This window comes from Dysgonomonas sp. UBA7710 (genome assembly GCF_002482385.1).
GTDB lineage: Bacteria > Bacteroidota > Bacteroidia > Bacteroidales > Dysgonomonadaceae > Dysgonomonas.
The window spans coordinates 69,339-94,976 of the sequence record NZ_DLFW01000029.1 but is presented as its reverse complement, the minus strand read 5'-3'; the positions used below and the strand labels follow the sequence as shown (position 1 = coordinate 94,976).

The window sequence follows — 25,638 nt, the reverse complement described above, 5'->3', positions numbered from 1 at the left end:
ATAAAAAGAATCATTTGGGGACTTGGCTGTGCCGCGTTACTTATGTCCTGTTCAGAAAAAGAAGTCGCAGGTACTTTAGCTGTAGATAAAGAACTTTTGTATTGTAATGTGCAGATACAAAAGACTCTGTCCGAAATCGGAGATCGGAAGATGATGCCCCGTAATATCATGGATAGTCTCTCCCACTGGAAACTTGCTCCTATAGATATAAGCGAGTGGACAGTCGGTTTCTGGCCGGGAATTCTTTGGTACAACTATGAAAATACCAGAAATATCAGCGACTCCGATGCAGCTTTATTTTATACTGATTTATTAGATCCATTGGCAATGCTTCCGGCCTATGATCATGATTTAGGCTTTCAGATATTTTGCAGTTATGGAAATGGCTATCGCCTTACAGGAAGTGAAAAATACAAGCAAATTGTGCTTAATGCCGCGGATACACTGGCTACATTATTTAACCCCAAAATTGGAACAATACTGTCATGGCCGCGTGAGGTGGAACCTAATAACTGGCCTCATAATACCATTATGGATAATATGATAAATCTGGAAATGTTGTATTGGGCAGCAAGAAATGGAGGCGGTAAGAGATTGTATGATATAGCAACAAGGCACGCGGAAACAACTATGAAACATCAATTCCGCGAAGATGGAGGTAATTACCATGTAGCAGTATATGATACCATTGACGGCCATTTTATTAAAGGAGTAACTCATCAGGGTTATGCCGATAGTACACTATGGGCCAGAGGACAGGCATGGGCTATTTATGGCTATACAATGGTTTACAGGGAAACGGGAGACAAACAGTTCCTGCGCTTTGCTGAAAAAGTAACGGATCTTTATCTAAACAGATTGCCTGAGAATGAATCTGTTCCCTATTGGGATTTTGACGCACCTGATATACCGCATGAACCGAAAGATGCATCAGCAGCAGCCATTGTCGCCTCTGCATTACTTGAACTCTCTCAATTGGAGGATAAAGGAATGAAAGCTGAAGAGTATAAAACTGCAGCTACAAAAATGTTAATCGAATTATCTTCAGATAAGTATCAAAGCAGGGGAAGTAAACCTTCGTTCTTATTGCACAGTGTAGGTCACTGGCCTAATAAATCGGAAGTAGATGCTTCTATTAATTATGCCGATTATTATTACATCGAAGCATTGATTAGGTACAAGAAAATGAAAGAGGGTTTATCTGTTACAGACAACTTTAAGAAATGAGGTTACCGAATAAGTAATAGCAAATATAAGTAAACGTCAGTTACTTTATCAAAATAGAATAAGTAACTGACGTTTATATATATGTCAACTTAGGTTTCTATCAGGAAAACTTAGGTTTGCGCCCTCCCTTACGATGTCCTTTGTCAGACGGTTTTGACGATTTGAAATCTGAGTTTCTTTTCGATCCCTTATCAGAACGTGAAGAACCACTGTTTCCACGATAACCGCCACCTCTTTCGAAACGGGAAGCCCCGGAATTTCCCCGGTCTCCACCTCCGCCCCCTTGGGCTACTTCTACAGATATGCGACGTCCGTTCTGTTCCTGACGGCTCATTGCGCTTATCACTTTCTGGGCATCCTTTTCGGGTACTTCAAAGAAGGAGAAATTTTGCATGATGTCGATACGTCCGATATTTACCTTCTCGGGTACAAAATCGTTTACCAATCCCATGAGCGTTGCCGGATTTACACTGTCTGTACGTCCGATATTGATAAAGAGCCGTGAATAACCTCTTTCCGCCGAACGTGTACCTCCCGAAGAACGATCGGAACGTTCACGATCTTTACGACGAGGGTATGATTTATCATCTCCTTTAGAGAAGCGGTCGGAAGGAGTCTCTATTTCATCCGCATCACGATAATAATCGATCAATCGGTTAAATTCAAGGGCCACAACACGCTTTATAATATCTTCTTTTTCCAGCCAGTCGAGTTTCCTGTATACAGACGGGAGAAGGTTCGATATTTCATCTTCGTTCACCTTCACTTTCTCTATTCTGTCAACAAGGTTGAACAATTGCTTCTCGCAAATTGCCTCTCCCGAAGGAATTACTCCCTGTTCGAATTTCTTATTGATGATTTTCTCAATTTCCCTGATCTTACCCTTCTCTTTTACATGGACAATAGAGATAGATGTCCCTGTTTTACCTGCACGGCCTGTACGTCCGCTACGGTGGGTATATGATTCTATATCGTCAGGCAATCCGTAATTGATAACATGCGTAAGACTGTCGACGTCCAGTCCGCGGGCAGCTACATCGGTCGCAACCAATAACTGAATATTATGAATGCGGAATTTTTGCATTACATAGTCCCTTTGGGCCTGAGACAGATCACCATGCAGGGAATCGGCATTGTATCCGTCCTGTATCAGTTTGTCGGCAATCTCCTGTGTTTCGCGGCGGGTGCGGCAGAAAATGATCCCGTATATATTCGGGTAATAGTCGGCAATACGTTTTAGCGCCAGATATTTATCCTTTGCATGTACCATATAATATACATGCTTTACATTGTTCGACCCTTCATTCTTACGGCCAATCGTAATTTCTTTAGGGCTCTGCATGTATTTTTTGGTAATCTTGGCAATCTCTTTAGGCATTGTAGCCGAGAAAAGGAGCATTACTCTTTCGTCAGGTACTTTAGATAATATCTCATCGATACTTTCTGTAAAGCCCATATTCAGCATTTCATCCGCCTCATCGAGTACAACATATTTTATGTTCTTCAAATCGACCGTTTTACGGTTGATAAGGTCTATCAGACGCCCCGGAGTAGCAACGATAATCTGTACTCCCCTTTTCAATGATTTAATCTGGCTTTCGATACTTGAACCTCCATATACAGGGAGAACTCTCAGATTGTCAATATATTTTGAATAATCTGCCAGATCGCCAGCTATCTGTAAGCATAACTCACGGGTAGGACACAGTATTAATGCCTGAGGTACATTTTCTTTTACTTCGATTTTTTGTAGTACAGGTAATCCAAAAGCCGCTGTTTTGCCGGTTCCTGTTTGCGCCAATGCAATTATGTCGCTTGTTTCGCCCAGCAGGTATGGAATCACTTCTTCTTGCACGGGCATGGGATTCTCGTAACCCATTTCTTCGATCGCTTTGCGGATATTCGCTGCGACCCCTAATTCTTCAAATGTTTTCATTAAAAATTTTAAATATTCTTATGTGGTAATTAACCCTTCAACAGGCCTACTCCCACCCCAAAGAATATTCGACATAAGAGAGTCAGCCGTTAAGGACGCGCAAAGGTAGTGATTAGTTTTCAAGTTTTTACAAGATTTTACAATAAGTTTATTGAAGTTATGATATAGACGGATAAAAAATACTACTTTTGCATCTCGATATAATATACACATTCTCAGAAACTATAAACATAGAATATCAACAAATAAAATTAGTCATATGAAGAAATTATTACTGTTCTCTTTGGTTGCATGCGCAATATTAAGTCCGGAAGGTTTGCTTGCACAGAAAAAAACAACCCCTAAGAAAATTGTGGCGGCAGAGCCAGTCCTCAGTACACAGGCTGATACCATATCTTATGCTCTTGGTATAAACATGGTGCAAAGTGGGCTGAAACCTTATTTGTCACAGATGGGAGTTATAGCAGATACTGCTGCGGTGAGAGCCGACTATACATCCAGAATAGAAAAAGAAGACGATAGCGCAAAACAAAGTAAGCTGAAGGCAGAGATGACCTCTAAGTTAGATTCCCTGACAAAAGCCAATACAGCCAATTTAGAAGAGTTTTTGGTTGGTTTTGCCCAAACTATAAAGCAAGATAAAAGTAAATCTGCATTCAATTCGGGTGTGGCAATTGGGAGCCAGCTTTCGACTATGACTGATAATTTCTCGAAAGAAATACTAGGTGGACCCGGTAAACTGAATATCGATGCCTTTGTTTCTGCTTTCTCCAATAGCCTGAAAGATGAAAAACTGCTCATAGAGGGAGCAGAAGGTATTATACAGGAAGCCGCTCAAAAAGCTCAGGAGGTAAACGAAGCGAAGAAAGCGGAGGACATGAAAGCCGAATATGCCAGCCAGATTGCCGAAGGTGATAAATTTATGGCAGAGAATAAGACCGTAGACGGAGTGGTGACACTACCCAGTGGCTTGCAGTATAAGATAATAACTGAAGGAACAGGAGCTATACCAACGGCAGCAGACCGCGTAACAGTTCATTATAAGGGTACATTACTTGACGGTACTGTATTCGACAGCAGTCTGGATAGAGGAGAACCGGCTACATTTGGTGTAGGCCAGGTAATCAAAGGATGGACAGAAGCATTGCAGTTAATGCCTGTCGGCTCAAAATGGATGCTGTATATCCCTTACGATTTGGCTTATGGAGCGAGGGAGCAAGGCTCGATAAAGCCTTTCTCCAATCTCATCTTCGAAGTGGAATTGATTGATATTCCTAAATAAGCCTGTCATTAAAAGTATAATAGAATAGAGGTCGGCGTCAGTAATTGGATTACTGACGCCGACTTTACTATAAACAGATTGGCTATGAGCCATTTTATTACTTAACCTGAATTGTCTCTTCCACTGACTTCAGCCAAGGCGAAGTGAACTGTACTTTAATTTCTCCCTGCTCACCTGTAGACTGTATATAAGCAAGTATATGACCATGAAAGACACGGTGTTTGTTATCCGTATAATCACTCATATCCTCATTATTGCTGGCTTCCAGTCCCAGTAGTTTTGCCGGGCCGATTATACGGCAGGTAACTTCATTATCGGACAACATCACAGGTATACCATTCTCGTCCACTACCTGCACAACTATTTGAGCAAGACCTTTGTCTTTACATATCTCTTTCTCTGATTGTACGATAGTCAGTGCATATGGCTGTCTCGAAGACTGTATGGCATAACGGGCTGTTTCATTACCATCCTTATCCATTCCTATAACCTCCAGTTTACCTGCCTGATAAGGGATATCCCAGTAGATAATACCGGTATTGTCATCATATTCTTTTGTCTGTCCTACTTCTTTTCCGTTCAGTTCCAGTCTGGCTTTTGCCGCATTGGTATAGCTTACTACACGGATAGACTGTCCATCCTGATAGTTCCATATAGGCCATGCGTCCATCGACGGGGTTTTCTCCTCGTAATTGCCTTCATTTTCAGCATCCAGTTGAGACCATACATCTTTCATCTGGCTTTTGCTACCTTTTCCCGGTGTAGGATAGGTGCCCAGGTAAGCCATCGGTTTATCCGACCAAAGCGACTGACGGAAATAACCTCTGGGTTTAATAAAGCCTCCGAAGTCTAGCAGTCCCGAATAAAAGCCTCTTGACGGCCAACGCCCCGATTCTCCCAGATAGTCTATACCTGTCCACAGGAATTGTCCGAATATATATTCATTATCCCTTGCCGCCTTCCATGCACTTAGTTCATGACGGTTTTCACTACCATAAATTACCCGTTCAGGATATGTCTGATGATCTTTGGCATACATCCCTTCAGTATAGTTGTAGCCTGCGATATCCAGCGCCCCGGGATATGCCGTCTGATTAGACATAGCTACTCCGGCCAGTCCGGCTGTTGTAGGGCGCGATCTATCGTATTTCTTAACTACTGCTACCAGCCGTTTAGCTATATCACCCAAACGCATGGCATCAGGCGCATCTTTCTTATATCCTCCAAACATCGCTTGCGTAAAGCCTGTTGCTGCTCCTCCATCTAATACCGGATGCGAATAAGGATCGTTCGGATAATCCACTTCATTACCAATGCTCCATGCAAATACGGATACATGGTTACGGTCGCGGCGAACGATATCTGCCAAGTCTTTTTCTCCCCATTCTCCAAAATAATCGAAATTACCTTGAAATCCGGGTGTTCCTACATTCCAGCCTTCAAGCCATTTGCGCTTAGGAAATTCCCATTCGTCATAGGCTTCGTTGAGTACCAATAATCCTAGTTCATCACACAGGCTATATAAATCCGGTGCCTGAGGATTGTGGCTGGTACGGATAGCATTGACTCCTATCTCTTTCAGTGTAAGTAATCTGCGCTTCCATACATCTTTTGGTACTGCCGAACCTAATACGCCTGCATCGTGGTGGATACATACGCCTTTTACTTTCATCCATTCACCATTCAGGGCAAATCCTTTATTCGGATCGAATGTATAGTTGCGGATACCTGTAGTGGTGGTGGTTTGGTCTATAACTTTGCCATCTTTGAGCACTGCCGTCTTTAACTGGTACAGATTCGGGTTATTCAAATCCCATAACTGAGGATTGTTTACTTTCAGCTCTGTCGATATCTTATTGTTTCCGGCTGTCATTTGCAACTTCCTCGAATCTTTTGCAACTACTTTCCCATCTGCCGATAACAACTCATTCGTGATGGTCAGATTTGCATCTTTCACCGTGGAATTATCTATTTCCACCTCTACAGACACAATGGCTTGTTTCTTAGTCACCGATTTAGGATAGGAGAATACACCCCATTGGGCAATATGCAGAGGATTGGCATATACCATCCATACATTACGGTAGATACCAGAGCCGGTGTACCAGCGGGAGTCTGCCGACTGGCTATGGTCTGCGCGAACGGCTATTATATTATCTTCCCCGTATTTAATGTAGGGAGTGGCATCGTACATAAAAGAAACATAACCATTCGGACGTTTACCTAATGACTGACCGTTGATAAATACTTCACTACGATTGTACACTCCTTCGAAGTATAAGTATACTTTTTCCCCTTGTTTCGATTGGGGTATGTTGAGTACCTTGCGATACCAGCCTATACCTCCGGGCAGGTAACCTGTTGCACTGGCAAGTGTCGGGCTGAGTTGACCTTTCACACTCCAGTCATGGGGCAGATCGACAGTTTTCCATCTTTTGTCATCCAATGACGGAGTCTGGCCGTCTTTGACATCATTTAAAGTAAATTTCCAGCCGGAGTTAATCTTCTCCGGGTCACCGAAACCCACCTGACCCGCTAATGATAACGTCAGCAGGCATAGAACGGCACTCGAAAGTAATCTTGATAATTTCATGATATATTAAATTTGTTAATTTCTGCGTTAACAAAAATACAATATATGACAGAATGCGAAGGGGTATAGATAGGGCAAATTAGGATAGTAAATGAGTCATATATTATAAATCCTGTTGTTTGTAAAAGAAATAAGACGAAAACCAAACACAGAATCATCAATTAGTCATTTATTTTGGTCAGGAATCTGTCTTTTGATCGCAATAGTAAAAAAGGTAACAAAGGTAACACTATTTACAGTTAACAGTTAACAGTCAACAGTTAGCAGTAATACAGCTTTCTCAACTTACTACTTATTACTTAAAGCCCATAATTCATCACTATATTTACGTTTATTAACTATGTATGGTTAAAACCTGACACATCTGACAGTTTTTTCATTGTTTACATCTTACGCATTTCACATTCATTAACTATATATAGTTAAAAAGTAACAGAAGTAACAGTTTTTTTCAGTGAACAGTTAACAGTCATCAATTAACAACTCGTAAGATGTAAAAACTTTGCGTCTCTGCGTCTTTGCGTGAAACAAAACAGGGCGCCAGCCAACCCGTAACTATTAAAAAAGGTAACAAAGGTGACAGATATATCAGTTAACAGTTAACAGTCATCAGTCAACAACTTGTATCTCGTATCTCGTTTACTTGTAACTATTTTCAAAAAAGTAACAACCAACGGTCACAGGAGCGAAGCGTATGTAAAAGTAACACTTTTTCTACCTATTACTTTTTACCCTCATTGTAAGTCCCCCTCCGGGCAGGGCTGTTAAGTTCTCTACTTTATTCTGTTATTTTCTGCTGTCATCCTGAGTGGAACGAAGGATCCCGACCCTGAGGAACGAGATGTTTCACTCCGTTCAACATGACACAGAGGGTATAAAAAATTAGAACTTAACAGCCCTGCCCGGAGGGGGATTAAGGGGGCCAATCAACACTTCAAAGAACCATAAGCTAAAAGTTAATACTAATTGCTTACTACATAGATAAACTTTCCCCGAAAAGATAAAACGTTCTTTACCCCGATTACTTTCTGTTCATTATCTGTTTTATGTACTCGGATGGTACCAATCCAAATTCTTCTTTGAAGCATTGGCGGAAATAAGTAACACTATTCATCCCTACCATATAGGATATTTCGGAAATAGTATATTTCCCCGTCAGAAGAAGTTGCTCTGCATTGCGTATTCTTACCTTTCTTATAAATTCATTTGCAGACATACCCGTAAGAGCTTTGACCTTTCTGTATAGTGTGGAATGGCTCATATTCATTTTGTCCGCTATAAATGCAACATCTACATTGTCCGAATCCAGATTCTGCTCAATAATGGACGTTACTTTTTCTATAAACTCATTATCTATTTTGCTTATAGAATCTATTATGATGGCATTCTTATTTGCAGTATTATTATTTATCAATTCTGCGACCTTCCGCCGGGCTTCCAGCAGATTGGCAACACGGCTATGCAACAGGCTGGCGCTGAAAGGTTTTGTTATATATGACTCTACTCCGATAGTGTACCCTTCTGTCCGGTCCTGAATAGTATCCCTTGCCGTAAGCAGGATAATTGGTATATGGCTTGTTCTGACATCTGCTTTCAACGTTCTGCTCAATTCGAAACCATCCATCCCGGGCATCATAATATCACTGATAATAATATCAGGTATGTGCGCATAAGCTTCATCTAACCCTTTTATCCCGTTAGAAGCAGTATATACCTTGTATTGTTCGGATAGTGAGTTGTGGATATAATCTCTGATATCATCATTATCTTCGATAACCAGAATGACTTGTTTTGTGTCATTTGTTTCCGTTCTTTCTTTTTCCCTGTTTTCTTCTATGGCATCTTTGGCTGTCTTATCCATATGTAAAGCATCAGGATAAGTATTGTCCGTAACGATTCTGAAACGGAAAGAAGTTCCTTCACCCGGTTTACTTTCAACAACTATTTCTCCCTGATGTATGGAAGCGAGATTATGCACAAGGGCCAGTCCGATACCCGTACCGGATACTTGCTGCTCCCTTTCGGCCTGATAATACCTGTCGAATATTTTGGAAATTGATTCAGGGGGAATGCCTCTTCCCGTGTCTCTGACCTCTATTTCGGTATAGTTTACACCCTTATCCCCTACAGATCTCAATATGAGCAAAATACTTCCTTTTTGCGTATATTTGAATGCATTGGATAATAAGTTTTCCAGTATGGTCGTTATTACATCCGGATCGAAGAAAATATTCACGTCCTGAGTTTCTATGCTGATATTGAATGATATGCGCTTGTTGGTGTTAAGCTCTTTATATTTTAAACCGACTTCATGTATCAGTTGTGAAATATCACTTTTATATACACTAAGTCTTTTATTTTGGGTTTCTGTTTTCCGGAATTCCAGTATTTGATTAATAAGGCTTAACAGCCGTGTTGCACTTCTGTAAATAGCTGATATTTTGGAAGAATGCTTTTCTATAAGGCTTGGGTCGCTATGCAGATCCTCCAGAGGCCCCAGTATGAGAGTCAGAGGAGTACGCAGTTCATGGGTTATATTCGTAAAAAAACGGAGTCTTTCGTTATTTAATTCTTGTTCTTGCAGATGGTTTTTCTTTTCTAAAGTAAGAGAATTCTCTAAGTCGAGTTTACGCTTATAGAAACGGAGTATAAGAATTACTATGCAGAAAACCGCTATAATATACAGCGCTTTAGCCCACCATGTGAGCCACAATGGCGGATTGATATTAATTGTCAGAGAGGTAATATTCTCCGACCAGTCCTGATTTTTAACCCGGGATTTGATTAACAGTTCGTATGTACCCGGAGGAATATTGCGGAAGGTAACGGAGTTTTCTCCCTGTGTATTATACCATAAATCCTCCAGTCCCTTGAGCATATAAGTATATTCTACCAGATGATTGAGAGAATAATCCAATACATTGAATGATATATTGAATGTATTTTGATTATAGCTTAGCTCAATGTCGGACGTAACCGGTATATCCGTATCGTTATCCGATATTTTCAGCTGATCGCTATATATTTTAAAACTGGTGATAGCCGTAGGCGGTAAATCTATTTGAGTAGGTACAGCTTCGGGATCAAAATAACAGACACCGTTTTGCGAGCCGAAGAATATTGTTCCTTTGGAGTCTTTGGTAACCGAACCGCTCATAAAATCACCCAGGGGAACCCCATTGTAATGGTCGTAATTATCGAACTTGTTATTGTTGTGCATAAAACGGCTGATCCCTCCGTTGGTGCTAATCCATATGTTACCATCCTTATCTTCGGTAATAGCCCTGATATGGCTGTTGATTAATCCGTCTTTCTCGTCGAAAACGATATATTCATCCATTTTATCGGGAGATTTGAAATAGACAAGCCCCTCCCCCGTGGCCACCCACATTTGCCCTTTCGTGTCTTTGTATATATGATCTACCGTATTGGATGGAAAGCCCCTGTCTGTCTTTAGAATCCTGATAACTTTTAAATTCTTGTCGAGAACAGCCAGCCCTTCCCCGAAGAAACCGATCCATATTTGTCCTTTATTATCTTTCGAAATAGCCCGTACAAGATTATTCGGCAATTCGGAATTCCCGGTAGAGAACAACTGCCCTTTCTTTGTCTCTATATTATATTGATATAATCCATAGGTACAACCTATCCACATATTCTTTTCGTTGTCTTCATAAAAACACCTGACATCCGTGTTTTTCCCTTCTATCATAAATTCCGAAATGGCTTTACTCTGCGAATCAAATATATTCACACCACCCCGGAACGTGCCGAACCATAGGTTGTTCTTTGAGTCTCTGATCGCGGCTAAGATAGCGTCATCGGTTATCTTATTGCTCTTTTTATCTAAAATCCGTGTCCTTTCTCCGTTTTCGAAAATATTGATTCCCCCGCCATCGGTCCCTATCCATACACGGTCTTTCTCATCAGTGCATATTCCCCATGCTATCGGGTTATTTAAAGAATTATTCAGCGTTTGTATAGGTGAGTACGACCATGTATCGAAAAAAGGTGAGTAATGGCTGATGAAGTTTATTCCTCCTCCATATGTGGCAAACCAGGAGTTGTTGAAAGAGTCCTGATAAATGCACCGGATCGTTGGATTCGAAAATCCTTTGCTATCGTCCCGGTAAGAAATATTATTGAACGAAACATGCTGAGGGGTCAGGAACATGCTCTGCTTTATATCAAGGATACTTACACCGCCTTTTTCTGTTCCGACCCACAATTTCCCGTCGCTGAGCTGATTAATGGTGTATATGTAGTTAGAAATCAGGGAAGCCTTGTTTTGGGGATCGTGGCTGAATACTATAAATGATTCTTTCTCAGCATTAAAAAGAGCCAGCCCATTGTTCGTCCCTATCCATACATTATCATTTTTATCGACATAGATAGTCCTTACTTCATCTCCCGGCAAGCTTTCCTTATCATCCGGATTGTTTCTGAAATTTCTTATCTTTTTGTCTTTCAATGACAATATGCTCAGTCCTGACGACACATGTCCGATATATAACAGTCCTTTATTGTCTTCATTTACAGACCAGACATTATCACTGACCATCCCCGGAATCGTAGACTGATTATAGTGTTCGAACGTCTTATTCCTTTTGTTGAAATACTCCACACCCCTGTAATATGTAGACAGCCATAGGTTCCCGTCTTTAGAGTTGGTTATATCGGTAATGTCGTTTGTTATAATTCCCGATGGATTGGCGGCGTCATGTTTATAATGGGTAAATGTTTCAGAATAGCAATCAAACATGTTTAGCCCTTCCCGTTGTGTCGCGATCCATACCACATTATCCTGTTGATCGGCATATACCTTGTTCAGTTCGTTGCCGCTTACACTGTTACTGCCCTCGATGTTATTCTTTTTATAGATTCTGCATTTATTTCCGTCAAACCTGTTTAATCCGGATTCGGTGGCAAACCATAAGAATCCTCTTTTATCCTGCGTAATGCTCACAATATAATTGTTTGAAACGCCATGTTCTATACCCAGCCTTTTTATCGTATAAGACTGAGCATAAGATGATAGTAATGACGAAAGAATAAGAATCAGGAATAAAAACGATCTCATAAGGTTTATCAGACTATTGACTATTTATATTCAAATGTAATAATAATCTGATAATATAGATACCCTAATTGAGCATTGACCGATTTAGCATTCATTAATGATTAGTTTGCGTTCCCGTCCGTAGTCGATCAATATATACATTTGCTGCAAAATGTAGTGCTGGTACAATTAGAACGTCCACAACTGCGGTTTTAACTGTATTCTCCAAGAAATAAGCTATAGAAAGTATTTAATACAACATATTTTATTTATAACTGACTATTGCTATTGCAGATACAAAGTAATAAATAGGTCTGAGACCTTAAATTAAAAAAATTTCATAAACTAAAATCTGATTTCATGAAAACAAAAAAGTGTATTAGCTTGCTGTTGATCCTTCTATTTCTATTGAATGGATGCAGTGATGACGATGGCTATTCTGATGTGGACGGGTTACCTCCTACAATTGTTATGGGCTCTTCGAATATAAAGACAGAGCCGGGGAGGGAAATCATTATTAAAGCAAAGATAGACGATAAAGACGGGCTTCGTTCCATCAATCTGAAAAATGCGGCATTCAATCTGGATAAGACTATAGATCTTACATTAGACAGTATTGTATATTCTTTCGACCTGAACTATAAATACAAGATAGCGAAGGGTCTGGAAGGAGACAATTTCCAATTGGATGTTACCGCTACCGACCGGGGCGGACGTACCACTACAGAAACTGTACTAGTTACCATGGACGGGGATTTCACAAATCCTGTATTTACTGTATCTCCGGATGCAGCTATAACAGTTCTGCTGAAAACAGAAACCCGATTGAATGTTAAGTTTACAGTGGAAGATGACAAAGCATTGGAGCAGGTAACAATAGATATACCTGAAATCAATTATTCGAGGGAAATCACAACCTTCACAAATTCAGGCAAGACCCTCGAATTCAACGATCCTATAACATTACCTTCGGCTGTAGCCATATATAATCTGACATTAAAGGCTGTTGACAAAGCAGGACTCGAAACAAGCAAGACCAGTGTGATTACTGTATCGGAAATGCCGGACTTCCCTAAAATGTACCTTTCGGATGTAGCGACTGTAGCCGAGTTGAACAGTGACGTTTTTGGCGTGCCTATGCGTATAGAGCGTACTGCCGCTTATGAATATAAAGCCAATTACTATTGCCAGAAAGCAGGTACTGAAATTTTCTTCTTACCTCAAAAAAGCGATTTTACCCCGATTTGTTTCGGCATCGATCCTGCTGATAACACAAAATTGACTGATGACCCTGATATTGCAGAACCTATCGTGTTAACTCAGGCGAATGTATATTATGAAATTACATTTAATGTAAAAACCGCTATTTATAAAGTCAAGACATATGCAATTGCTGATGCGATTGATCCCGTACCTCATAAGTTCGGTTCTATCAGCCTGGATACTTGGGGTGATGGTGGAAGCTGGCTTCAGGAGTTCTATTTTGGTTATATGACTTCCAATCCGAAAGAAGTAAGCCGGTTTACACAGGATGCGACCAATCCGCACCTCTATTATTTGGCTAACCCTTTGTCTTTGGAAGCTGGACAAAAAATGAATTTTATTTTCCACAACTGGCACTCCGATGGATGGTGGAACTATTGCTCATAGCGAGTGGACAATTCGGACGAACCGGAAATTTTCAATTATTATGGCGATTATAAGAACCCTGCATGGACCAAGCCTAACGGTGCTGATAACTGGGCCAAACCGACAGTAAAACAAACAGGTTCTTATAAATTATACTTTGATGCTCATTTGGGAAGAGCTAAACTTGTCCGCGAGTAAACATAAACAGAAGTAAAAAACATAAATAAATACTTATGAAAAAATATCTGATAATTCTATTACTAACCTTGCCTCTGTGTCTTATGGCACAGACCAAAGTTACACTTACGGGAAAAGTTACGGCTGCCGGCAATGAGCCTCTTATTGGCGTCACTGTAATGGAAAAAGGCACAACCAATGGAACAATGACAGACATAGATGGAAATTATACTTTGTTGAATGTTCCGGAAAATGCTACGATTCTATACTCCATGATCGGCCTTATAACCAAGGAAGTGAAGATGGACAAAGGCGGGGTTATAAATGTTGTGATGGAAGATAATACAAAGATGCTCGACGATGTAGTGGTTATCGGTTATGGCGTGGTGAAAAAGAGTGACCTAACCAGCTCAATAACTACCGTAAAAGGAGAAGCATTAAAGAACATGACATCAGGAAATGCCCTATATTCCATGCAGGGTAAAGCCAACGGTGTGCAGATCACCGGTTCGGGTGGCCCGGGAGACAACCCGCGCGTGATAATCCGTGGTGTGACTACAATAAACGGTTCCGATCCGCTGTATGTAGTGGACGGAGTACCTATGGCAGACGGAACGAACATAAATTTCCTGAATCAGAATGATATAGAAAGTATAGAAGTATTGAAAGATGCCTCAGCTGCGGCAATCTATGGTACAAGAGGTTCCAATGGGGTAATTTTGGTGACTACTAAGAAAGGATCGGAAGGAAAAGTAAAATTCCAGGTCAGCGCATCTTTAGGGATGCAAACCCTGAGCAAACCCGATATGGCAAATGCCGCAACTTATGAGAAGGTATTTAAAGAACGTTACGAAAACGACAAGGCTAAAGGCGGAGGGAATGCCCCTTGGGATGTTGCCGGTATCGGTTCATTCTCTGATACAGATTGGTGGGATCAGACAGTTAACGATGTAGCATATACTCAATCATATAACTTTAGTTTTCAGGGAGGAACAGATAAATTTGTTTATAGCGGAAGTTTTGGATATTTCCGCCAGAACTCTCAATTCGATGTTGGTTACTGGGAACGTATTACAGGTAGATTCAATACTGAGTATAAATTCAACAGTATTGTAAAAGCCGGAATAGACTTTGCTCCCCGTTACGAAAACTGGGACGATACACCTAACCTGTTCGATGCCATTATGCGTATGGACCCAACAACGCCTGTATATAGAGCCAGAGAAGACTGGACTGCAAACGAATATGATAACTATGCCCGTTCTTATCACAATCAGGTTTGGAATCCGGCAGGAAGCGTTGCCCGTCAAAATAAACACAGTAATGAATATGGGCTGATGATGAACCCATATCTGAGCATCGAGCCTATAAAAGGGCTGGTAGCCCGCACACAATTCAGTGTAAATGCACGCTTCAGAATGACCGACAATTATACTCCTAAATTCTACATTGATAATCTTGAGCAGAGTGAACAGAGCAAAATTGAGCGGAATTCAAATCACTGGGTGGACTGGACATGGACAAATACATTGAACTATATGCGTACATTCAATGAAAAGCATAATCTGAACCTGATGGGAGGTTTCACAATGGAGAAGTTTGCGCAATACTGGTTGACCGGATCAAGAGAAGCTTTACCTAGCAATCATGAAAATCTTCAATATGTAAGTGCTGGAACATTAAATCCACAAGCATCGGGCACAGATGTATATACTTCATATCTATCTTATTTGGGACGTGTAATGTATAATTATGATAACCGCTATTATCTTACAGCTTCGGTTCGTTCCGATGGCTCCTCCAAATTTCCGAAAGGAAACAAATATGCTACATTCCCTGCGGCTTCTGTTGCATGGAGAATTTCTGAAGAAGGATTTATGAAAAATCAGAATGTATTGTCAAATCTGAAATTACGTGCAGGATGGGGACGTGTAGGAAATGACAAGATAGATATAAACTCTTTCCTGAATCTTATAGGTGGATCTGACTATGTCTTCAACTCCGACCGTTATGTCGGAACCAGCATTAGCTCGGTAGGTAATACTACATTGAAATGGGAAGCCGTAGAAGACTATAATGTAGGGATAGACGCTGGTTTCTTAGATAACCGCCTGGATATAACTGCAGATATCTTTCTCAAAAAGTCCAAAGACATGTTGATAAAAAAACAAAATCTGATGGTAAGTGGATACCCGATGTGGAATGCAGAAATGTGGTCTAATATTGGTAGCATGGAAGCTAAAGGATGGGAGTTATCTGTAAACTGGAAAGACCAGATGAGGGACTTCAACTACGAAGTTGGGGTAAATTTATCCAGTGTGAAAAATATTGCTAAGGGCTTCGGCTTAACTACTGAGTATCTAAGAGGAGGATTCTTTAATGAGTATATTATAAAAAATGAAGTAGGTGGTGAGATCAGCCGCTTCTACGGCTATGTAGCAGATGGTATATTCCAGAATCAGACAGAAATCAATAGTCATACCAGCAATACAGGTGAATTGCTCCAGTCTGATGCAGTACCGGGGGATATCCGATTCAAAGACTTGAATAACGATGGTGTATTAGACGAAAAAGATAAAACATATATAGGTAGTGCTTTCCCTGATCTGATGATTGGTCTGAATCTCCGCATGGGATACAAAAACTTTGATCTGGTATCTAATTTCTATGGTACTATCGGGAACGATATATACAACAGTGCTAAGGGTGGTTTTTATGCCGGAACCGAAGGACAGAATGTATTTGCAGACGCATACGATAAGGCATGGAGAGGTGAAGGCACAAGCAACTATTACCCACGTCTTTCCTATACTGACGCCAACCTGAATTACCGCAGGGTTTCTTCATTCTTTGTTGAGGACGGATCATATTTCCGTTGCAAACTATTGCAGATAGGTTATACCCTGCCAACTAAAATGACAAAAGGTTTAGGAATACGCCTTTCGGCATCGGCTCAAAACCTGTTTACTATTACCAGCTACTCAGGAATGGACCCGGAGCGCGCAGCTATGGGTAGTGTATTGGAAGCCGGTATTGACAATCTGGGTTATCCTAACCCACGTACATTCCTATTCGGTCTTAATATTAACTTTTAATCAGTAGCAGACAATGAAAAATATATTAAAAATATTTATTGGCGGGGCTTTAATACTTTCATTGGGAAGTTGTTCCGACTTTCTCGACAGACCCGTATTAGGACAGGAAAATCTCGATACTTACTTCCAAACGGAAGAAGAGTGCCTGAAGCAGGTGGCAGGATGCTACCAAGCCATATTCTTCGACGACTGGTGGCAGGTTCAGGCTCCTTATGTAGGATTCGATATGTGTACAGACGACCTTTGGTTGGGTAATACAACCCAGTCGCAGAGTGACTGGCTTAGAATGGGCCATTATGGAAACCCTAAATTTGACGGGCCTATATCAAATTTCTGGCAATATCGCTATAAAGGTATATTAAGATGTAATATCGTTATAAACAGAGTTGCAGATGCTCCTATTAAGAACGAAACTCTCCGTACAAGAATGATAGCTGAGGCTAAATTTCTACGTGCATTCTTCTATTTCGATTTAGTAAAGAATTATGGAGGAGTACCTGTCGTGCTGGATATGCTGATGCCTGAAGAGATACACGGAATCCAGCGTAAAAGTATTGATGAAACTTATGCTCAGATAGAACAGGACCTGAAAGATGCTATCGCCGGATTGCCTAAGAGAAGCGAGTATAATTCCTCAGACCTTGGCAGGGCTACAAAAGGTGCGGCTATGGGATATCTGGGTAAAGCTTATTTATATCAAGGCAAATACAGCGAAGCAGAAAGCCTGTTGGGAGAATTGATAGATACACAGGAATATGATTTGTGTACCAACTTTAAGGATGTATGGTCTATAGATCATAACAATAGCGTGGAATCACTTTTCGAAGTACAATTCAATTCTGATATCAGCTACAACTTAGGGGGCAGGCTGCCTGTGTTTACCGGTTCTCGGGATGATTCGGGATGGTCTTGGGGATTACCGACCAGTAATCTGGAAAAAGCATTTTTGGACGCAGGAGATACAGAGCGCCTTCGCTGGACTATTGTAAAAAATGGAGATGATGTACCGGGAGACGATTCCGATGAAGCTAAAGATTATCTGATAACTCCGTCTAAACATAAATCGGCACGTATAAACAGAAAATATTATATACCTCACGCTCAGCGCCCTACCCCATACGATGCTAATCATAACAATCTGAATCACAGATTGCTTCGTTTTGCAGATGTATTATTGATGTATGCTGAAGCAGCAAATGAAGAAGGACATGATGAAAACGCCCGTAAAGCACTGAAAAGAGTACGCGACCGTGTAGAATTACCGGAAGTAACATCATCGGGTACTGCCCTTAGAGATGCGATAAGACTGGAAAGACGCCTGGAATTAGCTCTTGAAAATCATCGTTTGTATGATCTTCGCCGCTGGACGGACGACAACGGTAAAAAGGCCATCTGCAATGTCTTTGGTCAGAACGGGACTTTTGTAAGATATAATCTATATGAATCTACGGATGAATACGAATTGACAAATCAGACGGAGAATAGTAATAAAGGAATAACATTCCAGGAAAACAGGGACTTATTATTCCCTATTCCTAATACAGAAGTTCTTCTGTCAGAAGGAAGTATTGCACAAAACCCTAATTTCTGATTTGTATATCTGATAAGAATAGTGCGCTCTTTATCTGAAACTGTGATGATTCGAGGGCGCACTATCATATCTTTAATTTATTAATTAATGGCACTATGAAAATTATAAAGCTGGTATTATTTATGTGTCTGTTTCTATCATGCATTTCATGTAATGATGATCCCACACCAACCATTGCACCCGATACCGGAGCTGGTGAAGAAACAGAAGAAGGCAATGAAAATGTTACTATATCGCTCAGTACAACATATCAGACCATCGAAAGTTTTGCGGCTTCCGATTGCTGGGCACCTAACTATATAGGTACCTATTGGACGGAGACAGAGAAAGAGGGCATTGCTAAATTATTATTCTCGAATAATATTACAGGAGGTAAGCCGGATGGTATCGGACTGTCCGGGTGGCGTTTCAATCTGGGAGGAGGTACTGCACAGCAAGGAGCTGCCAGTGGTATAGAAGAAGTTACCAGACGGGCAGAATCTTTCATGAATCCGGCAGATGGAACATTAGACTGGACAAAGCAAGCCGGGCAACAATACTTCCTTGAAAAAGCTAAGAGCTATGGTTGCGAACAGTTTGTGATGTTCAGCAATACTCCTCCGGTATATCTTACCCGCAATGGAAAAGGCTTTTCTGCATCCGGAGCATATTCTAATCTGAAAGACGATGCTTATGACGACTTTGCCAATTATATTGTTTCTGCAATAGATTATTTCAAGGCAAATAAGGGAATCGACTTTGATTATATAAGCCCGGTAAACGAACCCCAATACAACTGGGAAAGCGGACAAGAAGGTTCAGGCTGGCAAAACAGTGAGATTAAGAAACTTTCTGTAGAACTCGATAAGGCCATAGAGGATAAAGGGCTTAATACAAAGATATTATTGGCAGAAGCCGCCGCCTGGAATTATTTATATGAAACCGATGGTGATAACGGAAGAAAGAATGTGATATATAATTTGTTCGACAATGCATCTTCGAGTTATGTAGGAGACCTGAAACATGTAGCACCGATTGTTGCCGGTCATAGTTATTGGACTGATGGAAATTGGGAAAACCTGGTAGACGTAAGAACTACCGTTGGAACAAAAGCCGGTGCGGCTGGTCTGAAAGTTTACCAGACCGAATGGAGTATGCTCGGCGACGGCTACAGCAGCAGTGAGTTTGTAGGATTTGACAATGCTTCATATATGGATATAGCCTTGTATATGTCGAAGGTTATACACTGCGACCTTGTATATGCCAATGTTTCCTCATGGTCTTACTGGACTAGCATCGACCTGGAACGCTGGAGCCATAAGAATAGATTCTTACTGATAAAAGTGACTCCTGCCGGGGGGAATTATGGTGATATTACCCAAAGCGGTACTCATGTAGCGACCAAAACATTATGGGTGCTTGGTAACTATAGCTTGTTTATACGTCCTGACTATAAACGTGTAGAACTTGAGATGAAGAATACATCAAAAGAATTATTCGGAAGTGCATATGTTTCGCCGGATAGTAAGAAAGTGGTGGCAGTTTATACCAATTTGTCAGCAACCCGGTATGACGTGAGGGCCAATCTGGCTAATACGGAAATAGAATCGATAAAAACATATACTACCAGTCAGACACAGGATTTGGAAGAAGATAGTATTAAAGATACAGGTAATTCTATTTTTGTAACACCTAATTCTGTTCTAACAGTAGTTTATACCTTAAAGTAATAATAACCAATATAATAAATCTGACTTCATTGGGGAAATAATATTCTGATATAGAATCATTCCCAATGAAGTCAGATTATTTTGATACAGACTTTTCCCTTCGATAGAATTATATACCAAAAACGAATTTTCGGATAAACTCATCCCCTTCCCATTCTTCCTTACATTTTACATGTATACCTAATATTTTCAGCAGGCGTTTTAGTTCATTGCTCATAGAATCTATATAAATCAGACTGATCTTCTTTATTTTTAACAGCTTCGAAAAACTACCTGTGTCGCTACTACTTAGCTTTATACTTTCATAACCGGATACTTTATCGTTTTCCAGCCTGAATACATTTACTTGCATATTTTCTTTTATTTCCTTTCCGGGTGTGCCCTTATCTGTTATTATTGCAATGGTCTTAATCATATTCTGTGTAAATTATTAAATCGTGCTTGTTATTACAGACGTTTTAAAGGCAAATAATATTTTAATACTGCTGTTTTTTTAATAATCTTTTCTAATAGCAGATTCTATTTCTAAATGAATCTAATAAAAGCATAACAATTATTATTGGGATTTTCAAGTGCAATGGAGGAATTTAGAAAGACGGTTAGGCGGAAGATAATGAATTGTGTATATATAGTCAGGAAAAGGTTTACTGTGTGGTTTACATTACCCCTTCAAAACCTTGCAAACTTGTTAAAGTTCAGGCAATAAAAAAGACCTACATTTTACTGTAAGTCTTTCATTTTCTGCGTGGTCCCACCTGGGCTTGAACCAGGGACCCCCTGATTATGAGTCAGATGCTCTAACCAACTGAGCTATAGGACCTGATTTTCGGCGGTTATCCCGAAATCGGTTGCAATATTACTGCTTTTTGCTGAAACCCGCAAACTTTTGAGCAAAAAATGCGATGAAAAATACATCTAAAATAAATACCACAGCCTTATTCCGCTTGTTTCCGGCTGTTAATGATTGACATAGCTATATATAGCAATATCCCTCCGGCAATTCCCAATATCCCTATATATGCAACCATACCTATCATAAATATTATAAGAAAGTAGCGGTACTCATTTCCTTTAAACTTTATACTCTTTACTTTCAATGAAAACATCGGAATTTCAGACACCATCAATGATGAGAAAACCAATATCGCCGCCAGAACAGTGTACATCAACAAAGCTGTTATCATTGGGGCATCGTGTGTCAGTCCATAACAGAAGCTGACCCAGAACATGGCGTTTGCCGGCGTATTCAGTCCTATAAAAGAGTCTGACTGGCGTTTGTCGATATTAAACTTAGCTAATCTCAAACCGGAGAAGACGGCCAGTAAAAACGCCATATATGGTAAATATTCTATAATGGCCGGATTTTGAGAAATGCGGATCGTATTCTGTGATAAAAAATGAAATACGGCCATACTTGGTGCTACACCGAAACTTACCATATCGGCAAGTGAATCCAACTCCTTGCCCATAGGAGAATAAGCTTTCAATAAGCGGGCTGAAAAACCGTCGCAGAAATCGAAAAAAGCGGCTACGATAACCCATACAACAACCCATGTGTATTCTCCCTGAAAGGCCATCACTGTGGCGATACAACCGGAAAATAAATTAAAGGAAGTAAATACATTAGGGATATGTCTTTTCATTTTGTTATTTGAATTTAGCGATAACAGTTTGGTTACCTGTAACCTTCTGGTCCATTTCTACTAATATTTCGGTTCCTAAAGGAAGATATACATCCACCCGGGAACCTAATTTAATGAAACCCAGATGCTCATCAATATGGGCGATTTCTCCTACTTGCGCATATGTAACAATACGCCGGGCCATGGCTCCGGCAACTTGGCGCAAAAGTATCTGGTGGCGGCCGTCCTCGGTTTCCATGACAACGGTCGAACGTTCATTTTCAGTACTCGATTTTGGCAGATAAGCAGCCATAAAACGTCCGTCATGATGCTTAGACATGAGTACTTTTCCATTTATCGGATACCAATTTGCATGAACATTAAACGGAGACATGAAAATGGAAACAATTATTCGCTTATCTTTAAAATATTCACCTTCATACACCTCTTCTATAGCAACGATTTTCCCGTCAGCCGAGGCGACAATAATATCATCCGTATTGCCGGAAAAGCGACGGTATGGACTCCTGTAAAAGTTTAATACAATAAGGAAGAGAACGAGAGATGCCCCTCCCACAAGATAAGATAAAACGGAATGATGAAAAAAATACCACAAAGCTCCATTTAGCAGAACCAGTATGATAAGGTATGTTGTTAAAACGCCGCGTCCTTCGTGATGAACTTTCATTACTGTATTTTGTAAAACAATTTTATTGTAAGTTGCAAAAGTATCTTTATTTGATGATATATACAAATTTGCTATCCGAATTTTAGGGCAAACAAAAAGAGAGATTAGCTAATCTCTCTTTCTTTTAAGATTTATTAATCAGCCTTAAAGTGATTATAACACATATAAAGAACTGATAGACTCGTTCGAAAGCACACGTCGTATAGCGTTAGCAAAGACATCGGCTACCGATAAGATAACAACTTTTTCGCATTTCTTAGAATAAGGGATACTGTCGGTAAATACCATTTCGGTAAGCCCGGACTGATCGACACGCTCCGAAGCAGGGTCAGACATTACGGCATGACTGGCAATAGCACGTACCGAACGTGCTCCACTGGCCATCATAATATCTGCAGCTTTGGTTATCGTTCCTGCTGTGTCCACAATATCGTCCACAAGCAAGACATCCATACCCGCAACATCTCCGATAATCTGCATTTCTGATATTTCATTTGCCTTTTTACGAAGTTTATAGCAAATAACCATAGGCATGCCGAAATATTTAGCATATGAACTCGCGCGCTTAGTACCACCTACATCGGGAGTCGCAATAACAAGGTTTTCGCAATCCAGAGATTTGATATAGTCAACAAATATGGCCGAAGCATATAAATGGTCGACAGGCACATTAAAAAATCCCTGAATCTGGTCTGCATGCAAATCCATAGTTATCAGTCTGTTTATACCTGATGCGGCAAGCATATCGGCAATAAGCTTAGCTCCTATAGATACACGGGGTTTGTCTTTACGATCTTGCCTTGCCCACCCGAAATAAGGAATAACTGCGATGATAGAATGCGCAGAAGCTCTTTTGGCCGCATCTATCATCAATAACAACTCCATAAGATTATCCGAAGATGGAAATGTAGATTGTACAAGAAATACCTGACAACCCCTGATCGACTCCTCATAAGAGACAGAAAATTCGCCGTCAGCGAAGCGCTCGATATTCATTTTACCAAGAGGGCAACCTAAACTTGTACATATTTTTTCAGCTAAATAACGGGATTTTGTTCCCGAGAAAATCTTGAAAGGCACACTACTTTCCATTGTTTCGTTAATCTTTTTGATAATTATAGGTTATTGTTCTGTTATAGGCTGTAAAATTAGCAAAAACAAATTACTCTAGCGATTAGTAATTATTTAAATTTTACCGAAAATATATTTTGCAGTTACTTATTGTCCGACAGAAAATTTGATTATTTTCCCGGAGTAGGCTTCTATATTAATATATAAGGCTTTATCCCAGCGGGAACTTAGCGGAATATTCTTCCTTGAAAATAGTTCTTTTGCATTTTTTATTCTCTGCGGTTCAATTCCTATATAGTCGAATGCTTCTGATGGAATATGCACCGATACTTCCGATGCATACGGCGCAAAATTAGCGACTACGAGTATAAATTCTTTTTTACCGGAGCGAAGGAACGCATATTGCCTGGTGGAATCAAATCCCGGATTTTCATAGTTATGATACATCAGGTCGAAGAATTTACCGGAATTAATACTCTCTTCTTCTTTCGCTATTTGTATTAGCTGAAGATAGAATTTGCGTAATTTTATCTGTTCCTGTGTAAGGTTATCATTACCAAAAGAGCCGTTATTTCTCCAGTTCCGCACAGAATCTACCGACCAGTAATCGAAAATGGTAGTTCGCCCGTCCATTCCGCTGAAACCCTCTTTATCCATTCCACGCTCACCTAGCTCCTGCCCGAAATATATCATTACCGGATTGGTATGCATTGTAGCTGCCGTAATCATCCCCGGAATAGCTTTAAATGCGTCTCCGGCAAAAAAATCGGAAGCTATCCGCTGCTCATCATGGTTTTCGAGGAAATTTAGCATCTTTGGCTGTAAATCCCCGATCCGCTGCCAGCAGAAAGTTATTTCGGACGCCGGTTTATACCCGCATGTGATATCGCGAAGCGTATCATACAAGTCAACTTTATCGTACAGGTAGTCGAATAATCCCCAGTGCACATAATTGTGATACTGTGCAGGATTGTATACCTCGGCAATAAAAATAAGCGCTTTATTCTTAGCCTTGACTTTAGGGATTACCCAATTCCAGAATTCAACGGGTACCATTTCGGCCATATCGCAGCGAAATCCGTCAACACCTTTCGACGTCCAATACAGTAGTATATCCTGCATCTTTAGCCATGTATCAGGAACAGGCATAAAACAATTGGTTTTTCCATGGTTATAATCCACACCATAATTGAGTTTAACGGTTTCGTACCAGTCGTTTACTCCGGGTTTATTTGTAAAACAATCATTTCCTGTCGCTTTTGCCGGATATTCCACATAAGCGTCATCGCCCTGCTGAACAGGAAACTGCAATTCCAGTTTTTGATTTGGTATATAATAAAAATTATTGTCAGGGTCGAATGCAATTGAGAAATCGTCGTCCTCCCCGAAGTCTTTTACCTTCCGTGGTTTGGCATCCGAGTGATATTGGCGTGCGACATGGTTAGGTACAAAATCTATTATTACTTTCATCCCGTTCTTGTGTGTCCTGTCTACCAGTTCTTCAAATTCAGCTATCCTGTTTGCAACCACATCTGCAAGATCAGGTGACACATCATAATAGTCGCGTATTGCATAAGGAGACCCGGCATTACCTTTTACTACATCGGAATTGTCTTTAAGAATATCATATGCAGAATAATCTGTTTTGGAAGCATGCTCTAATACACCTGTATACCATATATGGGTAAATCCCATTTTTTTTATTTCTTTCAGCGCTTTATTGTCGAAGGCGGAAAATTTGCCGACTCCGTTTTCTTCCAGCGTACCATTTTCTTTGTTTATGTTTTTATTATTTCCGAATAGCCTTGGAAGTACCTGATAAATAAATAATTTTTCCTTCATTATATGTGTATTTTGAAATACAAATATCCGAAATTTTTATCGAATAATATCATATCTATAACAAATTGGCCGTGAGTATAAAATGAAATCTTTATCTATATATAGCGGCGGGCAGCT

15 protein-coding genes and 1 tRNA gene are annotated in these 25,638 nt (G+C 40.3%); 7 read left to right on the top strand and 9 right to left on the bottom strand.

What is annotated here, in order from left to right; genetic code table 11:
* Window positions 1-1,227 (top strand): glycoside hydrolase family 88 protein, encoded by a 1,227-nt coding sequence (locus tag B3317_RS09630; RefSeq protein ID WP_414647486.1) that lies wholly within the window; start codon window positions 1-3, stop codon window positions 1,225-1,227.
* 100 nt (window positions 1,228-1,327) lie between these two features.
* Here the strand turns inward: B3317_RS09630 and B3317_RS09625 are convergent, their stop codons facing one another.
* Complete coding sequence (locus B3317_RS09625; protein ID WP_291110961.1) at window positions 1,328-3,163, bottom strand: DEAD/DEAH box helicase; 1,836 nt, start codon at window positions 3,161-3,163, stop codon at window positions 1,328-1,330.
* 259 nt (window positions 3,164-3,422) lie between these two features.
* Between B3317_RS09625 and B3317_RS09620 the strand changes: the two genes are divergently transcribed.
* Window positions 3,423-4,445: an FKBP-type peptidyl-prolyl cis-trans isomerase gene (locus tag B3317_RS09620; RefSeq protein ID WP_291110960.1), complete on the top strand. Its 1,023-nt coding sequence runs from the start codon at window positions 3,423-3,425 to the stop codon at window positions 4,443-4,445.
* Between the two features lie 97 nt (window positions 4,446-4,542).
* Here B3317_RS09620 and B3317_RS09615 read toward each other — a convergent pair whose 3' ends face one another.
* Window positions 4,543-7,038, bottom strand: coding sequence for a sugar-binding domain-containing protein (locus B3317_RS09615; RefSeq protein WP_291110959.1), 2,496 nt, complete (start codon window positions 7,036-7,038; stop codon window positions 4,543-4,545).
* A gap of 1,021 nt (window positions 7,039-8,059) precedes the next feature.
* The gene (locus B3317_RS09610; RefSeq protein ID WP_291110958.1) at window positions 8,060-12,118 is read right to left on the bottom strand and encodes a hybrid sensor histidine kinase/response regulator transcription factor; all 4,059 of its coding nucleotides are present in this window, start codon (window positions 12,116-12,118) and stop codon (window positions 8,060-8,062) included.
* Window positions 12,119-12,457: 339 nt separating this feature from the next.
* Here B3317_RS09610 and B3317_RS09605 point away from each other — a divergent pair, with 339 nt between their 5' ends.
* The 5 genes from B3317_RS09605 to B3317_RS09585 all read left to right on the top strand — a co-directional run bounded on the left by B3317_RS09605 (window position 12,458) and on the right by B3317_RS09585 (window position 20,298).
* Complete coding sequence (locus B3317_RS09605) at window positions 12,458-13,747, top strand: hypothetical protein (RefSeq protein WP_291110957.1); 1,290 nt, start codon at window positions 12,458-12,460, stop codon at window positions 13,745-13,747.
* A gap of 3 nt (window positions 13,748-13,750) precedes the next feature.
* Window positions 13,751-13,924: a hypothetical protein gene (locus B3317_RS09600; RefSeq protein ID WP_291110956.1), complete on the top strand. Its 174-nt coding sequence runs from the start codon at window positions 13,751-13,753 to the stop codon at window positions 13,922-13,924.
* Window positions 13,925-13,959: 35 nt separating this feature from the next.
* Complete coding sequence (locus tag B3317_RS09595) at window positions 13,960-16,998, top strand: SusC/RagA family TonB-linked outer membrane protein (protein WP_291110955.1); 3,039 nt, start codon at window positions 13,960-13,962, stop codon at window positions 16,996-16,998.
* A 13-nt stretch (window positions 16,999-17,011) separates the two neighbouring features.
* Window positions 17,012-18,589 (top strand): RagB/SusD family nutrient uptake outer membrane protein, encoded by a 1,578-nt coding sequence (locus B3317_RS09590; protein ID WP_291110954.1) that lies wholly within the window; start codon window positions 17,012-17,014, stop codon window positions 18,587-18,589.
* A 95-nt stretch (window positions 18,590-18,684) separates the two neighbouring features.
* Complete coding sequence (locus B3317_RS09585) at window positions 18,685-20,298, top strand: glycoside hydrolase (RefSeq protein WP_291110953.1); 1,614 nt, start codon at window positions 18,685-18,687, stop codon at window positions 20,296-20,298.
* 109 nt (window positions 20,299-20,407) lie between these two features.
* On the opposite strand, the gene B3317_RS09580 is transcribed toward B3317_RS09585, so the two are convergent.
* The 6 genes from B3317_RS09580 to B3317_RS09555 form a co-directional block, all read right to left on the bottom strand.
* Window positions 20,408-20,713, bottom strand: coding sequence for a hypothetical protein (locus tag B3317_RS09580; RefSeq protein WP_291110952.1), 306 nt, complete (start codon window positions 20,711-20,713; stop codon window positions 20,408-20,410).
* 331 nt (window positions 20,714-21,044) lie between these two features.
* A tRNA-Ile gene (locus B3317_RS09575) sits at window positions 21,045-21,118 on the bottom strand.
* 115 nt (window positions 21,119-21,233) lie between these two features.
* Window positions 21,234-21,941: a CDP-alcohol phosphatidyltransferase family protein gene (locus B3317_RS09570; protein ID WP_291110951.1), complete on the bottom strand. Its 708-nt coding sequence runs from the start codon at window positions 21,939-21,941 to the stop codon at window positions 21,234-21,236.
* A 4-nt stretch (window positions 21,942-21,945) separates the two neighbouring features.
* Window positions 21,946-22,608, bottom strand: a complete 663-nt coding sequence (locus B3317_RS09565) for a phosphatidylserine decarboxylase family protein (RefSeq protein WP_291110950.1) — start codon at window positions 22,606-22,608, stop codon at window positions 21,946-21,948.
* A 153-nt stretch (window positions 22,609-22,761) separates the two neighbouring features.
* Window positions 22,762-23,700 (bottom strand): ribose-phosphate pyrophosphokinase, encoded by a 939-nt coding sequence (locus tag B3317_RS09560; RefSeq protein ID WP_291110949.1) that lies wholly within the window; start codon window positions 23,698-23,700, stop codon window positions 22,762-22,764.
* Between the two features lie 126 nt (window positions 23,701-23,826).
* Complete coding sequence (locus B3317_RS09555; RefSeq protein ID WP_291110948.1) at window positions 23,827-25,521, bottom strand: alpha-amylase family glycosyl hydrolase; 1,695 nt, start codon at window positions 25,519-25,521, stop codon at window positions 23,827-23,829.
* Between the last annotated feature and the right edge of the window lie 117 nt (window positions 25,522-25,638).